The 16,056-nt window shown below is 35.1% G+C and carries 10 protein-coding genes; 4 read left to right on the top strand and 6 right to left on the bottom strand.

Translation table 11 applies throughout. The annotated features are described in order from the left end of the window. The 3 genes from BMY39_RS12790 to BMY39_RS12780 form a co-directional block, all read left to right on the top strand. On the top strand, positions 1 to 729 hold a 729-nt coding region (locus BMY39_RS12790; protein WP_143064777.1), incomplete at its 5' end, for a MopE-related protein. Between the two features lie 222 nt (positions 730 to 951). After that, entirely contained in the window at positions 952 to 7,596 is a 6,645-nt protein-coding gene (locus tag BMY39_RS12785; RefSeq protein ID WP_092580239.1) for a choice-of-anchor D domain-containing protein, read from the top strand. Between the two features lie 196 nt (positions 7,597 to 7,792). Beyond that, positions 7,793 to 10,996, top strand: a complete 3,204-nt coding sequence (locus tag BMY39_RS12780) for a LamG-like jellyroll fold domain-containing protein (RefSeq protein ID WP_092580237.1) — start codon at positions 7,793 to 7,795, stop codon at positions 10,994 to 10,996. 56 nt (positions 10,997 to 11,052) lie between these two features. On the opposite strand, the gene hisS is transcribed toward BMY39_RS12780, so the two are convergent. The 6 genes from hisS to rpsF all read right to left on the bottom strand — a co-directional run bounded on the left by hisS (position 11,053) and on the right by rpsF (position 15,159). Further along, positions 11,053 to 12,432 carry a histidine--tRNA ligase gene (gene hisS, locus BMY39_RS12775; RefSeq protein WP_092580235.1) on the bottom strand — a complete coding sequence of 460 codons (1,380 nt, stop codon included), beginning with the start codon at positions 12,430 to 12,432 and terminating at the stop codon, positions 11,053 to 11,055. A gap of 126 nt (positions 12,433 to 12,558) precedes the next feature. Next, positions 12,559 to 13,029 (bottom strand): DUF6495 family protein, encoded by a 471-nt coding sequence (locus tag BMY39_RS12770; RefSeq protein ID WP_092580233.1) that lies wholly within the window; start codon positions 13,027 to 13,029, stop codon positions 12,559 to 12,561. A 59-nt stretch (positions 13,030 to 13,088) separates the two neighbouring features. Next, a complete protein-coding gene (locus BMY39_RS12765) occupies positions 13,089 to 13,976 on the bottom strand; it encodes a glycerophosphodiester phosphodiesterase family protein (protein WP_092580231.1) in 888 nt (295 codons plus the stop codon). A gap of 70 nt (positions 13,977 to 14,046) precedes the next feature. Continuing rightward, positions 14,047 to 14,508: a 50S ribosomal protein L9 gene (rplI, locus tag BMY39_RS12760; RefSeq protein ID WP_092580230.1), complete on the bottom strand. Its 462-nt coding sequence runs from the start codon at positions 14,506 to 14,508 to the stop codon at positions 14,047 to 14,049. A gap of 13 nt (positions 14,509 to 14,521) precedes the next feature. Next, positions 14,522 to 14,818, bottom strand: a complete 297-nt coding sequence (gene rpsR, locus BMY39_RS12755; RefSeq protein ID WP_092580225.1) for a 30S ribosomal protein S18 — start codon at positions 14,816 to 14,818, stop codon at positions 14,522 to 14,524. Positions 14,819 to 14,820: 2 nt separating this feature from the next. Continuing rightward, positions 14,821 to 15,159 carry a 30S ribosomal protein S6 gene (gene rpsF, locus BMY39_RS12750; protein WP_092580223.1) on the bottom strand — a complete coding sequence of 113 codons (339 nt, stop codon included), beginning with the start codon at positions 15,157 to 15,159 and terminating at the stop codon, positions 14,821 to 14,823. 200 nt (positions 15,160 to 15,359) lie between these two features. On the opposite strand from rpsF, the gene BMY39_RS12745 reads away from it, so the two are divergent. Then, positions 15,360 to 16,055, top strand: a complete 696-nt coding sequence (locus tag BMY39_RS12745; RefSeq protein ID WP_092580221.1) for a LytR/AlgR family response regulator transcription factor — start codon at positions 15,360 to 15,362, stop codon at positions 16,053 to 16,055. Position 16,056 lies beyond the last annotated feature (1 nt).

Raw genomic sequence — 16,056 nt, 5'->3', positions numbered from 1 at the left:
GCTACTCCGGATTGTGACGATAATGATGCCGACGAGTTCCCTGGTCAAATATGGTACATCGGTGTGGATAATGATAACGATACCTACTTCGGTAGTGTAAGTTCGGTGACCGCTTGTGAGCAGCCTGTTGGGTATTCGCTTGTAGCGCCTGCTACTCCGGATTGTGATGATAATGATGCCGATGAGTTCCCTGGTCAAACTTGGTACATCGGTGTGGATAATGATTCTGATACCTACTTCGGAAGTGTAAGTTCTGTAACCGCCTGTGAGCAGCCTGTTGGGTATTCGCTTGTAGCGCCTGCTACTCCGGATTGTGATGATAATGATAACACAATCTATCCAGGTGCATCAGAAATATCGAATGATGGTATTGATCAAGATTGCGATGGCGTAGACAGTGAAGACAGTAACGACGGTGGAGATGGCGGAGGTAGTGAAGATGATATCACATTAGAAAAAGAAGAATTGGAATTCCAAGATATAGATGTAACGCCTAATCCATTTGGTAATAATATCAATATCACTTTACCTTTAAGTTTTAGTAATACCGAATTTAGTATTCAGATATTCGATATAAATGGTAGGCTAGTTATAAATAGAAAATACTCAAGTTCTAATAATAAAATAAGGGTAGATGGCTTAGATAAATTAGATCAAGCTCCTTATATAATAAAAATTATAAATACAGAAACTGGATTCTCAATGATGAAACAGCTTATTAAATTCTAAATAAAATTAGAACTTAAAATGAGGTTGAATTTTATAAAATTCAACCTCATTTTTTATAAAATCCTTATAAAAATCACTTTAAAACTTAAAAATTTCAACTATTTGACAATCAATAATTTACATTTTATTATTGTATTTCATCGATTATTTTTGTATTTCATGGAGTTATAGGTTACATTTGGTGCTTAAATAATTAGTCCCCAAACTAAAATTTAACCTCTTATGAAAAAAATTACTTTTCTATTAAGGTTTAGTATACTTATCGTAGGTATTCTATTTTCACCCAGTCTGATCTCTCAAACCGCAGACTTTAATGTACAGCACATTCAAGATGATGTTGCCAATGGCGGTGGAACCAACACTAGTTTTACAGCGGTGTCTGCATTAAGTAATGCTGTAGCTTTAGCAAACAACAACAGAAAAACACATGCAGGCGTTAATGGTGGTCCTGGTAATTTGGAGGGCGATGACTTATCTGGAGCCAGAAGATTAACTGGCACTGGAACTCTAACATATTACAGGGAATCTGGGTCCATTGCCTCAAATACAAGATTCAATACATCTATCTGGGAATACGTTGGACCAGCTTCGGGAGATAATGAAATGATCGTAAGAGGGCGCTATGCGGTATCATTAAACGGAACAACCAATAGTGTTACACAAGCTATAGCAGGAGTAACCAATGCTAATGATTGTATTCCATTTATTACTGGTATACTGAATAATGCCACTACTGACGATGCTGATTCTGGTACCGCAATAGCCTATTTAGAAAACGCCACAACCATGAGGGTATTAAAAGGCTCAAATGATAATAACGTTACCGTTTATATAACTTTAGTCGAGTTTACAGGTACTAATTGGACAGTACTTCATGGCGATTCGGGCAGTAACGCCTCAGATACTGGAACTATCACTTTAAGAAACGGCTCTGATGGCACTGGAAGTGCTACTAATGTAAGCTCTTGGAACGATGCCGTTATTTTTAGTCATCACATAGGAGATACTGGTGCCAGTGGAACCAATGACGCCATTGCAGATAATTGGCCATTAATAGATCCTGGCTCTAATAATCAAAGTGTTGACTGGACTTTTGATGGCAATCATGATTCTGATGGTACAAATAGGCATTTTGTGCATGTTCTATCTAATACTGGTCTTAATGTAACACGTTTTCAAAATACAAGTAATTCTGCTAATGAAACAACTATTGACATATCCAGTGCAGGTCTCTCCAGTATAAATGAAGCCTTAATTATTGGTTCTTCAATATCAAGTGGTGGTGGAACAGCATACGGTAGAGGATGGAGAAACTATTATTTAAATTCGACTACTCAAGCAGCCCATTGGGCACATAGGAATAACAATACTATGTCTCATGAAATTCAAATTGTAGATTTAAGTGGGCTTACAACAACTTTAGCTGCACCTGAAATTAATATTGTTGGAAACAGTAATACTATTATTGATGATGATATAACACCAAGTACCTTGGACGATACTGACTTTGGTAATGTTGATGTAACAGTTGGCACAAACGCTAATACGTTCACTATTCAAAATACAGGCACAGGTACATTAAATTTAACCGATCCTTCTCCTTATATTACTATAGGGGGTACCCACGCAGCTGATTTTACATTAACCGCAAATCCTTCAGCGACAGTAACCGCATCTGGAACGACTACATTTACCATAACGTTTAACCCAAGTGCAACAGGTTTAAGAACCGCTACCGTAAGTATAGCTAATGATGACTCAGACGAAAACCCGTACAATTTTAATATTCAGGGTACGGGAATTACAACTCTACAAGAGATAAATATTCAAGGAAACGGAGTAGATATTGCGGATGGTGACACTACACCTGACATAAGTGATGATACAGATTTTGGTAGTGTTTTAGTTGCTAGTGGTAATAATGTAAATACGTTTACCATTCAAAACTTAGGTACAGTATCCAGTTTAAGCCTTACGGGAGCTTCTCCATACGTAACAATTGGTGGGGCTCATCCAGGGGATTTCACATTAACTGCAATTCCTTCATCTACTATCGCAGGAAGCAGTAGTACAAGTTTTGAAATCACATTTGACCCTACAGCACTTGGACTTAGAACTGCAACTGTAAGTATTGCTAATAACGATAGTGATGAAAACCCATATACGTTTGATATTCAAGGAACTGGTATAACTGGTCCACCAACGTACACCATTTATTATGAGAACTTTGATAATGACAATGGAGGTTGGACAATGAGTAATGCTGGCAGTGGTTCTACTTTTGCATATGGCACTAATGCTACGGAAGTGGGAGAAGCCAATTATTGGTATACTAACAGTTATAATAATTACGCTAATAATACAGCAACTTACGCAACGAGTCCAGTAATCGACCTTACAGGATACTATAACCTCGAGTTTAAAATTGATGTAAGATTTAATACAGATAGCAATGACGGTGCCTTAATTCAGTATTCTACCAATGGTTCAACTTGGACAACCTTAGGAGCGTCAGGTTCTGGTTATAACTGGTATAATGCAACGGGTGTTAATGCCTTAGGAAGTGTTGATGGATGGAGTGGAAATGGTGATATTACTACTGCTGTAGCTGGAAGAAACAACTTCTATCAAGGTAGTATTGCTCTACCTTCTGCCTTAGACAACCAACCAACTGTTCAATTTAGAGTGTATTTTGCATCCCAAACATCAAACGGAGATGGATTTTGTTTTGATAACGTATTTATTCAGGGTGACCCCTACACGCCATTTGCAGATCCAACTTATGCGCCTGGTGGTGTAACAAACAATTTAAAACTATGGTTAAAAGCAGATTCAGAAATTGGAACAACTGCTGATGGTGCTGATATTGCTACATGGACAGATCAGGCACAAGATAACCACGCGGAGAGTGTTACTACAAATAGTCCTGTTTTTTACAATAGTACTACAAATAATATCAACTTTAACCCTTACGTAGATTTTGTTAAAGCAAATCAAGATGTAATGAAGGGTAAGGGTGGTTATTACGCTAGAGAATATTTTATCGTAATACAAACTGATGGCGTAATTGATTATCAAGTATCTAATACTCAATCCCCAATTTCAGGAAGACATGCCACTCAAACGATGCATAGTGATGGTAGTGGTCTTTATTTTGGTGCTGGATCACAAAGATTTCAGAATTATAATTCTATGGTTAACCATATGGTAAGTACTGTACCTACAAGTTTAGCTGGTTTAGGTACGGATGGGTCTTGGGGTAGAACATACTCTAGTGCGACAGACTCTTATGATAATGAAGTTATTATATTCAATATAAAAAACAATGCAACTAACACTTCAACAGAAATTTATAAAAATGGTATTAGAATTGATAATGCTACCGGTGAAGTATCAAGTTCCCCATATGATCCACTTCCATTTATAGAATATCTAAATTCTTATTTCTGTTTAGGAAGTGGTAGAATTTCAATCAACGGACATCCTTTTGATACTTTCTTTGATGGAAAAATAGCTGAAGTATTAAGTTATTCTCAGGCTAATTCTTCAGTAGATCAACATAAAATTTTATCAGCACTTTGTATAAAATACGGCATCACACTTCATGATACTGGTAGTGCTACAGCGGTAAACCTAAACGACAGAGATTACATTGATTCTCAAAATACCGTAATATGGGACACTAGCGCTAATAGTGGTTACAATTACGATGTAGCGGGAATTGGAAGAGATGACGCATCAGAATTAACCCAGAAACAATCTAGTAGCAGTAACGATGCCACAGATGGTACAGGGCCAATTGAAGGCGTGTTAACTATTGGTTTAACAGATATTTACGATACCAATAGTGATAATATAACGAGCAATGCCACCAATTTTAATGATAGAGAATTTTTAATGTGGGGTAGTAATGGGGCTGATTTAAACTTAGCAGCCACTGCTATTGCTGTAGATATGAGTTCAGGAATTAGCGGTTTATCAACGCCGGTATCATTTGTTTCAATGCAACGTACTTGGAAGGTAGTTGAAACTGGTGGTGATATTCCTTCATGCAAAGTGAGAATTCCTCAAAATGCCATAAGAAATATAACTCCTCCAGGAAGTTACTACATGTTTATCTCTAATACGGGCGTTTTCGACCCCACTGCAGACTACCGAGTAATGACTCCAGATGGTAGTGGTAATCTTGAAACAGACTATAACTTTAATGGTACAAAATACATAACATTTGGCTATGCCCCACAAATTGTGGTAGAACGCTCAGTATATTTTGATGGTGTTGTGGATTATATGGATATGGAAAATAATTTAGACTTAAATCCTACTGAGTTTACCATGTCTGCTTGGATTAAAAGAGATGCGGGTACTACAAATGCTTCTATCATATCAAAAAGAAATGCGGCAAATACCGAAGGGTATGATTTACGAATTAACGGCTCAGGGCGATTAGCATTTACAGTTAATGGTGCTGCAGCGACGGTAACATCGTCAGTTGCAATACCAGAAAACAAATGGCACCATGTAGCAATAATTTATTCCGGAGGCACTGCAACTCTGTATATTGACGGTGTTGAAGACACTTCAGCTGCATTACCTGCACCAGTGGCAACATCACAAAAGTTTCTAGTTGCTGCTGCAGATGGTTTTGATCCAAATACAACCGACTATTTTGCTGGAAACATAGACGAAGTAAGAGTTTGGAATACGGCTCTTTCAGTATCGCAATTAAGGTATATTATGAACCAAGAAATTATTGACGATAGCACCTTGGCGTTAGAATACGGAGACGTTATTCCTACTACAATAACAAATAATGAAATTAGCGCTATTCCATGGACAGATTTAGCAGGATATTACCCGATGTCTGTTTATACTTACACTAACACCGATGATATGTCTGGTAACAACATTCAAGGCGCACTTAGAAACCTAAATACAGTAGACTTTCAAACTGCCCCTCTACCCTACAGAACTCAGGCTTCAGGATCATGGGACGCTGCTGGTACTTGGTTAAACAATGCGGTTATAGACTTACCAAATGCCTTATCTATAGTAGATGGCACTACACCGATAGACTGGAATATTGTAGAAATTAATCATGATACTTACCTTGGAGCCTCCCCTACAGCAGCAAGAACTAGAGATTGTGCTGTAGAAGCACTAATAATTAATAGCGGTGATTTACAAGTAAATGGAGATACAGCTGCTAACGAAGGTATAGGGTTAACCGTAACGCACTACTTGAAAATTGATGGTACACTAGATTTAGAAGGTGAGTCGCAATTAGTACAAACTGACAGAAGTGATTTTGATAATACTAGTGCAGGAACACTAGAACGTGACCAACAAGGTGTAGCAAGTACTTATATTTATAATTATTGGAGTTCGCCAGTATCAACTACTAGTAATGCCGATTATGCAGTAGCAAGCATATTCAATAACGTCGGTTTTATAACCTCTGGCTACAATGGTACCGCATCTCCAGTTCAAAATGCAGATTACTGGATTTGGACATACACAGATTTACCGGACGACGATTATTCGCAATGGCAACATGCTAGAAGTACAACGATGATATCAGTAGGTGAAGGATTTACGATGAAAGGTCCAGGTGTTGCCACTACAGAACAAAACTATGAGTTTGTTGGACAACCAAATAATGGAGATTTTAGTTTAGAAATATCTGTGGATAATGATTATTTAATAGGTAATCCTTATCCATCAGCTATTGATGCAGATGAATTCATCCGAGATAACTTAAGTAATCTTGAATTGGGTGCAGGCGGAAGAAACACAAACGGCAATGTAATAAATGGTGCTCTTTATTTTTGGGATCATTTCTCTGATAATACCCATAATTTAGGGCAATATGAAGGTGGTTATGCAGTATATACTTTACTTGGTGGTACTCTAGCAATATCAAGTGATGCCAGAATTAATGCAACTTATGTGTCGGGTACTAAACGACCAGAGCGCTACATTCCTGTTGGGCAAGGTTTCTTTGTTTCTGCAGTGAATGATCCGGGTTTAACTGGTTTATCACAACCAATTATTGGTGGAGATATACTATTTAAAAATAGTCAAAGAGTTTTTCAACGTGAAGCTGTTACTGGTACCAATACAGGCTCCATTTTCATGAAAAACGCAAGTTCAAAAGCAAAAAATAATACTTCTGAAACAAAGGATGAGAGACAGAAAGTAAGGTTGATGTTTGATTCTCCAGATGGGTATCATCGCGAATTACTTCTAGGTGCTGATACTAATGCGTCGAGTAACTTTGATCTAGGATACGATGCGCTCCTACTTGATGTTGGTTCTGAAGATATGTACTGGAATTTTAATGACGTTCCACTTATAATTCAAGCAATTACTAATTTTGACGAGAACCAAGTATTACCTTTAGGAGTAAAAGTCTCTAAAGCAGGCGATGCAACTATCAGAATTAATGAACTAATAAATATTGATAACGAAACAAACATTTATTTACACGATAAAATATTAAATACTTATCATGATTTAAAACAAAGTGATTATTCAATCAACCTACAACCCGGAGCGTATAAAGATAGATTTGAAATTACATTTGGCACTAGTGCAATACTAAGTACAGAAGATGTTGAATTTGAAGATGTGCAGGTAGTTTACCACAACAACGACAGTGACGTGGTAATTAAAAATCCTAAACAACGATTTGTAAGGAAAATTGAAATCTTCAATTTGTTAAGTCAGTCATTAAAAAGTTTCGATATTAATGCTAACGACAGCGTAATTAAGCACAAAATAGAAAACTTTTCCACTGGAGTATATGTGGTAAAAACTTATTTGAATGACGAAAAATCAATATCTCATAAAATTATAGTTGAGTAATAAAGCTATTATTGAAAAACATAAAAGTTGGAGCATATGGCAAAACTGTTCCAACTTTTTTTAATAAAACGTATTGCTCTAGTGTTTTTTATCGATTTTTTATACGTTTCATCGTTAAAAATAAAATAAACACCGCTATTAAGTCAAGGATAGTATTAATTTACAAAAGGTATATACCCAACGAAACAACCAAACCATGAAGCATTTTGCTCTTATTCTTTTGATGGTATCCTCTCTCAGCTTTTATACCACAAAAGCGTTTGCTCAACTTCATAATACACCCGAGTGCGGCAATAATTTCGTTTTAAAATGGTCTACTTACCCTCAAACTACAAACGAATATGGCTGGACTGCAGGATCCCTTTCAAACACATTCACGAATGTAGACAACTCTGATGTAGATATTAGCATTGCATTTACTGGAGAGACTAGTACTTTAGGGTTTTGGGCTGGACAAACTCCTAAAATAGGTACACAATCAAGTTATCTCTATAAAGGTATAGACTTATTAACCAATGGATTTACTAACGAAGGAATTACATGCACCGTAACATTCAGCAAACCTATATATGCTTTATCCTTTGATATTCATCATGTAAACATGTATAATGAAAACGGTGATAAATATTTAATTACCGCTAAAAACACTTTAGGAAATACTATTTATCCTAATTTTACAAATTCTCCTTCACCGTCTTACACCACAGATAATACAACAGGAACTGTGAATGCGGTTTCTAATTTAACCTCTGAAGAAAACCCAATAGTTGGCGTTAATTTTTTAGACGATAATTTTATTACCAGTATCACAATTCTTTGGGAAGATTGTGAAGCTTGCGAACCAAATAAGCCACATGCTACAGGAATAGGTGATTTTAGCTTTTGTACACCGCAAACATTAGATTTTGATGGTGAAGACGATTACATAAGCACTCCTTCTTTTCTTGGAGGCAGAAATGAAGTGACTATGATGTCTTGGATTAAGATTGATGAGAACTTTGCAGGCGGAGACATTATGGGGCAACCCAATTTTAAGCTTTCTATTGACGAAAACAATAGACTTACAGGATTCTTAAAAACCAATACAGGCTTAAGTATTGTCACTCCAAATACCGATGAAAGTAAAATAAAAAAAGAAATTTGGCAACACATAGCATTTCTTTACAATGGTAAAATAGGAGTATGTGAATTGTATTTAAACGGAAATAAAATTTGGAGTTTTAATGACGATTCAATCTCTAATACGACTATTATCAATACTTCTGAATGGAATGACAATTATAGTTTTCAAATAGGCAGAAATGCACAATATAAAAACAATTATTATAAAGGCTCCATAAATGAAGTTAGGGTTTTTAATAAAGCACTTAATCTAGAGCAAATATATGCTCAAATAAATCAACAAATTGAGAATGATAATGGAACTATAAAAGGCGCCCTAATTCCCAAAACTATAAGCGATTTACTATGGGAAGATGTATTACTGTATTACAAAATGGATATTAATAATACAGGTCATACCCCTGATAGTTCAAAGTATAACAGAGATGGTGTATTGCATAATATGATTGCGAATACTTATCAGGAAACTACGGCACCGTTACCTTACATTACTAATACAACCAATGGGAATTGGAATAACCCTACCAGTTGGAAATATGGTAACATTTGGGATATCCCCAGTACAAATTCAGACTATGCCATAGTAGATGTTCAGGGTAATTTAGAAGTAGAACAGAGCACGAATATTGTTGGTCTTATTATAAATGAAGGTAAAGCACTAACAGTAAAAAATAGTTCTGCATTGGTCAATACCTATTACCTCAAACTTGATGGAAAATTAAAATTAGAAGGAGATTCCCAGCTTATACAGACCAAAAACAGCACCTTAGACGCACATAGTACAGGGGTTTTAGAAAAAGATGTAACCGGTACTGCCGATAAATACACCTATGATTACTGGTCGTCTCCAGTGAGTACACAAAATAATATTTCAAATAACAATAATTATACTGTTAATGATGTGTTTGCGGATATTGCGTTTTTAACAAGTGGCTATGATGGATCAGAAATACCATTAGGAATAGCCGATTATTGGATATGGAAATTCAGTAATAAATTAAGTGATAATTATGCGTCATGGCAACATATAAGAAGTACAGGAGAGATTTCTCCAGGAGAAGGCTTCACCATGAAAGGTCCAGGAACTGGTAATATTAATGACAAACAAAATTACGTTCTAAAAGGGAAACCAAATAATGGAGAGATAAACTTAACAGTAAACGCTGGAAACGACTATTTGTTAGGAAACCCATATCCGTCCGCCATTGATGCTGTACAATTTCTTTTAGACAACAAATCAGGAACAGACGGTTTAGGTGTAACCAATGGCACATTATATTTTTGGAAACATTGGGGCGGCGGTTCGCATGTAGCTAGTGATTATCAAGGCGGTTATGCTACCTTCTCGCTATCTGGCGGATTACCTGCAGCAACCCAAGGGAACGATAATATTGATATATTCCCAAATGAAAACTCAATAGAAATACCAAATAGATATATCCCAGCAGGTCAAGGCTTTTATATAACTTCAGAAACCGATGGTATTATAAACTTTAATAATGGGCAGCGTATTTTCCATTTAGATAGTTCAACTAAAAGTACACAAATCAGTAAGAATAATACTTATGATAAAAGTAAGATTGTTACCGACCAAGATACTAGAATGAAACTTAGAATTGGTTTTAATTCTGTAAACGCACTAAAGAGGCAACTGCTTATAACTGTCGATGAAAATGCAACTTCTGGAATAGATTGGGGGTACGATTCCAAATACATTGACACTCAAATTGACGATATGTACTGGATGCTTAACAATGAGAAATACTTAATTCAAGCTGTTGAAACTATAAATGAGACTACAACAATACCCTTGGGCTTACATACTGACAAAACAGGTTTAAATAGCATTTGTATTGATGAAATAGAAAACCCTACCCAAAATCTAAAAATTTATTTACATGATAAAGAATTAAATCGCTATCACGACCTAAAACAATCGAAATACGAAGCATACCTAGAAGCTGGAGAATATACAGATAGATTTGAAATTACGTTTTCCAAACCCCAAACGCTAAGTAATAAAAACCAAAGGTCTATCAATGATTTAGATGTATTCTTTTCCAATGAAAAGCATAGCATTATTATTAAAAACGAATCATTGCAAACCGTTAAGTCCGTTGAATTATTTAACATTCTGGGGCAATCATTGTTTAAGCTACAGACGAATTCTTCAAAACAAACAATTGCATACAAAGTACCGAGAAATATTACTGGAAATTATATCATAAAGCTAGAAACCGAATTAGGGGAAATAGCAAAAAAAGTATCGATACAATAGTTATTTGAGTTAGTCACAATATCGCAAATCTACTATTTCAAGTCCTGAATTGATCTTCAGGACTTCTTTTTTATTTCAGATATTAAGGACTCTAGCGTAACATTTTCCTGCATTCCAGTTTTCATGTGCTTTAAAGTATAGGTATTTGAACTAATTTCATGTTCACCTACCAAAACTACAAATGGAATATTGCGTCTGTCAGCATGTGTCATCTGTTTTTTCATTTTAGCAGCATCTGGATAAAGTTCCGCATTAATGCCTGCTGTTCTTAATTTTTTAATAGCTTTTAAGCTAAATAATGCTTCTTTATCACCAAAATTAATAAATAGCACTTCAATGTTTTTTGAAACAGTTTCTGGGAATAAATCTAATTCTTCAAGTACTAAATAAATACGGTCCAAACCAAAACTAATGCCAACACCGCTCATATTTTTCATGCCAAAAATGCCTGTTAAATCGTCGTAACGACCGCCACCACCAATAGAACCTATCTTCACATTTTCAGGAGCAGCAACTTCAAATATAGCACCCGTGTAATAGTTTAAACCTCGAGCCAAAGTTACATCCAACTGTAGTTTTGTAGTAGATAAACCTAATTCTGAAATTGCATTATTTATAAAGCTCAATTCCTCAATACCCTTTTGTCCTTCATCAGAAGTAGATAAAATGGTTTTTAAACTTTCAATTTGGGATTCAAAATTACCAGATAATGAAAATAAAGGTTGTAATTTTTCGATACCTGATTGTGGAATACCTTTATCTAGCATTTCCTGTTTCACCTTCTCCTCTCCTATTTTATCTAATTTATCAAGCGCTACTGTAAAATCAATCAATTTATCACTTGCACCAATCACTTCAGCTATTCCAGACAATATTTTACGATTGTTTATTTTAATAGTAATACCATCTAGTTTTAAAGCTGAAAATACATTGTCGTACAATTGAATAAATTCTACTTCTTGCCATAGCGAATCACTTCCAACCACATCGGCATCGCACTGATAAAACTCTCTAAAACGTCCTTTTTGGGGTCTATCAGCACGCCAAACCGGTTGTATCTGGTAACGCTTAAAAGGGAATTCTATCTCATTTTGGTGCTGTACTACGTATCTTGCAAATGGTACAGTAAGGTCGTAACGAAGCGCTTTTTCTGAAATACTTGAAGTTAACTTATTTGAGTCTTTTTCAGAATACGCTTGTTGATTTGCTTTAGCTAAATAATCACCAGAATTTAAAATCTTAAAAATCAAACGGTCACCTTCATCACCATATTTTCCTATTAACGTTTCGGAATTTTCAAAACTTGGAGTTTCAATGGGTTGAAAGCCAAAAGTATCAAACGTATTGCGAATGGTATTAAAAATGTAGTTACGTTTTGCTACCTGTTCTGGGTTAAAATCTCTTGTACCTTTTGGTGTGCTTGGTTTTTGAGCCATATTATATACCTGCCAACGCAGAGGTTATTTTTAGTTTGAAATAATGGATTCCGCATTAATTTGGGAATAACAAAAATAAAGGATTATTACTAAAATAGATTCCTGTCTACGCAGGAATGAACGTACTTAATTTATTAAATTATAAAAATAACGATATAAGTCTCCTTTAGTAATAGAAGCACCTTGCTCAATCATCTTAAATTTGTCTAGGTTTTTATCTTCCGTATATGCTTTATCTGCTTGTAAAAATTCCACACGTTCATCCATTAAATTTTCACGAAGCCAGTTATAGCCTTCTTTTGTGGTGATATCTACCTCTTCGTACTTTACGTTTACCACAATGGCATGCATGTTGTCTTCATCTAAGTGAAACAGGTACATGTGCTGTGGTGCAAAGTGCTCTAAATATTCTGCTTTGTTCAACACGCCTTCCCAAATTAAATCGCTAAATACATCCAATTCCATTTCAGCGACTTCAGGTTTGTTTGCTTTTAAGTTTGTCCACTCATCAGCAGTAATGGATTGTGTTGCTAAAAAGTTAATAAATTCTTGATGTAATTCTTCAAATTGCTCCTTTGTAAGTCTTGAATATTTCATGCCAACTTCCCATGAAAGCGGGAATCTTTTTAAATTAATTGCCTCGTAAAAATAATGTTTTAATTATGAATAGCCGCTGCCACTGCAAAAGGTCTGTCGGTAGCAATTACGTCTATACCTTTATTCACCCAAACTCTGTAAAGTGAATCACTTTTGGCTTCAGCCTGTTTATCTAGGTTACCTAAAGCGCCTAACATCGTTTTTACACCGTAACCATGTATTTTTGTATAAAGCGAATCTGCGGACAGCCGTGTACCTGTAAATGCTATCATATTTTCTGTTGGAATCCCAGAATGCAGCAACCATTCAAATTCTTGGTTGTTTCTGGCAGAAACCGATAATAATAATTCTGGTGCAATAGCATTGGCGTGTTCCGCCTGCTTTAAATCGTAAGTTATAATTACTGAAACATCTTCAGCTTCCACAGCTCTAATCAGCTCTACAATACGCTCAACATCAACCCCGCGTTTAATATCTAGTGTTAAAACAACAGCATTCTTTTTTGCCCAAACTAAAACATCCTTAAAGAGCGGAATTTTGAACTTGGTTACGTTGCCGAAATCATCTTCCAAGTTAAAGATTTGCAATTCTTCAAACGTATAATCAGTAATTTTACCCTCACCTGTTGATGTTCTTTCTAAAGTATTGTCGTGCATCAATACCAAAACATCGTCTTTAGTTTTTGCAATATCTATTTCAAAAATAGCATCAATACTATCGTTGATATACTTTAAGGTCTCCAAACAATTTTCTGGATAACCCTTTAATCCTTTTCCTCCCCTATGCACACTAATTAAAGGCATGTCGTTAGGGTTGTACTTAAAACGTTCTATAAGTGCAGAAGTTTTTGTTTCTTCTATTTTTAACTCGTTTCGAGCATCTTGTTTATCGTTCTGTTTACAAGAAACGGAAATAAACAACATTAGAACTAAAAGTAGCTTTTGCATAGTGCGTGTTAAATTAAAAAACCGTTTAGAAAATATCTAAACGGTTTATAAAACTATTGTGATAACTTATTTAAGCCTGTGCTATAACTTCAAAAGGAAATTCGAAAGTTACTTCACGATGCAAACGTACAACAGCATTATACTGTCCTAAACGCTTAATGTTTCCACCAACTATTGTTACAAACTTTTTATCAATTGAGTGTCCTTCTTTTTCAAAAGCTTCAATTAAATCTAACTTAGTTACAGAACCAAATAATTTATCGCCAGCCGAAGCACCTTCTGTAGCCTTAGCTGTTATTTTAATATCTAAAGCTTTTATAGCCTCAGCAGTTTTATTAGCATCTTCAATTAATTTTTTATCTTTAAATGCTCTTTGTCTTAGGTTTTCTGCCAATACCTTTTTAGCTGAAGGCGTAGCAATAACTGCATGGCCTTGAGGAATTAAATAATTTCTACCATAACCGTTCTTAACCGTTACAACATCGTCTTTAAATCCTAAATTTTCAACGTCTTGTTTTAATATAAGTTCCATTGTTATGATTGTTTTATTTTAATAAATCTGCTACGTATGGCATTAAAGCTAAGTGACGTGCTCTTTTTACAGCAACAGACACCTTACGTTGGTACTTTAAAGATGTACCAGTTAAACGTCTTGGTAAAATTTTACCTTGCTCGTTGACGAAACTCAATAACCAATCTGGATCTTTATAATCTACATACTTGATACCAGACTTTTTAAAACGGCAATATTTCTTTTGCTTATTTGTCTCTATATTAAGCGGAGTTAAATACCTGATTTCTCCGTCTTTTTTGCCTTTTGATTGTTGTTCAATAGTTGCCATAATTATGCTTTTGCTTTAAGTTTTTCTCTTCTTCTTTCAGCCCAAGCAACAGCGTGCTTGTCTAATTTCACAGTTAAGTAACGCATAAAACGCTCATCACGTCTAAACTCAACTTCTAGTGCATCAATTACCTCACCGGCAACTTGGTACTCAAATAAGTGATAAAAACCACTTTTTTTGTTTTGGATAGGGTATGCCAATTTCTTAAGCCCCCAATCTTCTTTGGATATCATCTTAGCACCGTTAGAAACGAGAAAATCTTCGTACTTCTTTACTGTTTCCTTTATCTGATCATCAGATAAAACGGGATTTAAGATGAAAACAGTTTCATAATGATTCATAAAAATCTATTTTATTGTTAAAAATTGGCTGCAAAAATAACCATTTTTTACTATATTACAACACTTTCTCAAGATTAAATTAACAGTAAGTTCAAGTTGTTAATATTGTGTTAAAATATGTATTTTACCGATGATTTTTGGTTTTTAGCGGAATTTATCGTACTATTGTCGATATCTTAACCGAAATAATATAAAATGTTATGACTTTAAACTGTGTAGTAGTAGACGATTCAGCGATACAACGTCTCTCCATTGTTAAGTTAGTAGAAAATCACCCTTCACTAAACTTAATAGCTGAGTACAGTAGCGCACTCGAAACAAAAAATGGTTTAAATACGCATCAAGTAGACTTAATCTTTTTAGACATTGAAATGCCAGTGCTAAATGGTTTTGAACTTCTAGACGTATTGAACAAAAAACCCCAAATTATTTTTGTAACCGGTAAAACCGAATATGCTTTTAAAGCATTTAATTACGATGCTACCGATTATTTACACAAACCAATTACCAAAGAACGTTTTAACACTTCTGTTGAAAAAGCTCTAGAACAACATAAATTAACACTAGATTTCCATGAGGAAGAAGGTGAGCATATTTTTGTAAAGAGTAATCTTAAAAAACGTAAAGTTTACATTAAGGACATTAAGTGGATAGAAGCTCTTGGTGATTATGTAAAATTAGTTACCGAAGAAACAAGCTTGGTTGTATTATCTACAATGAAAGCTTTTGAGGCAGAATTGCCAGAAAACAAATTTTTAAGAATCCATAAATCGTATATTGTAAATCTTGATAAAATTGACAGATTTAACAGTAAGAATGTGGAGGTTGGTGCTTACGAAATTCCGTTAAGCCGAAACAAAAAGACACAATTGGTAGATGCGTTAAATAACATTTAAA

The organism is Hyunsoonleella jejuensis (genome assembly GCF_900111025.1).
Taxonomy (GTDB): domain Bacteria; phylum Bacteroidota; class Bacteroidia; order Flavobacteriales; family Flavobacteriaceae; genus Jejuia; species Jejuia jejuensis.
Note: the sequence above shows the minus strand (reverse complement) of the source record. Positions and strands in the feature narration are given on the sequence as shown.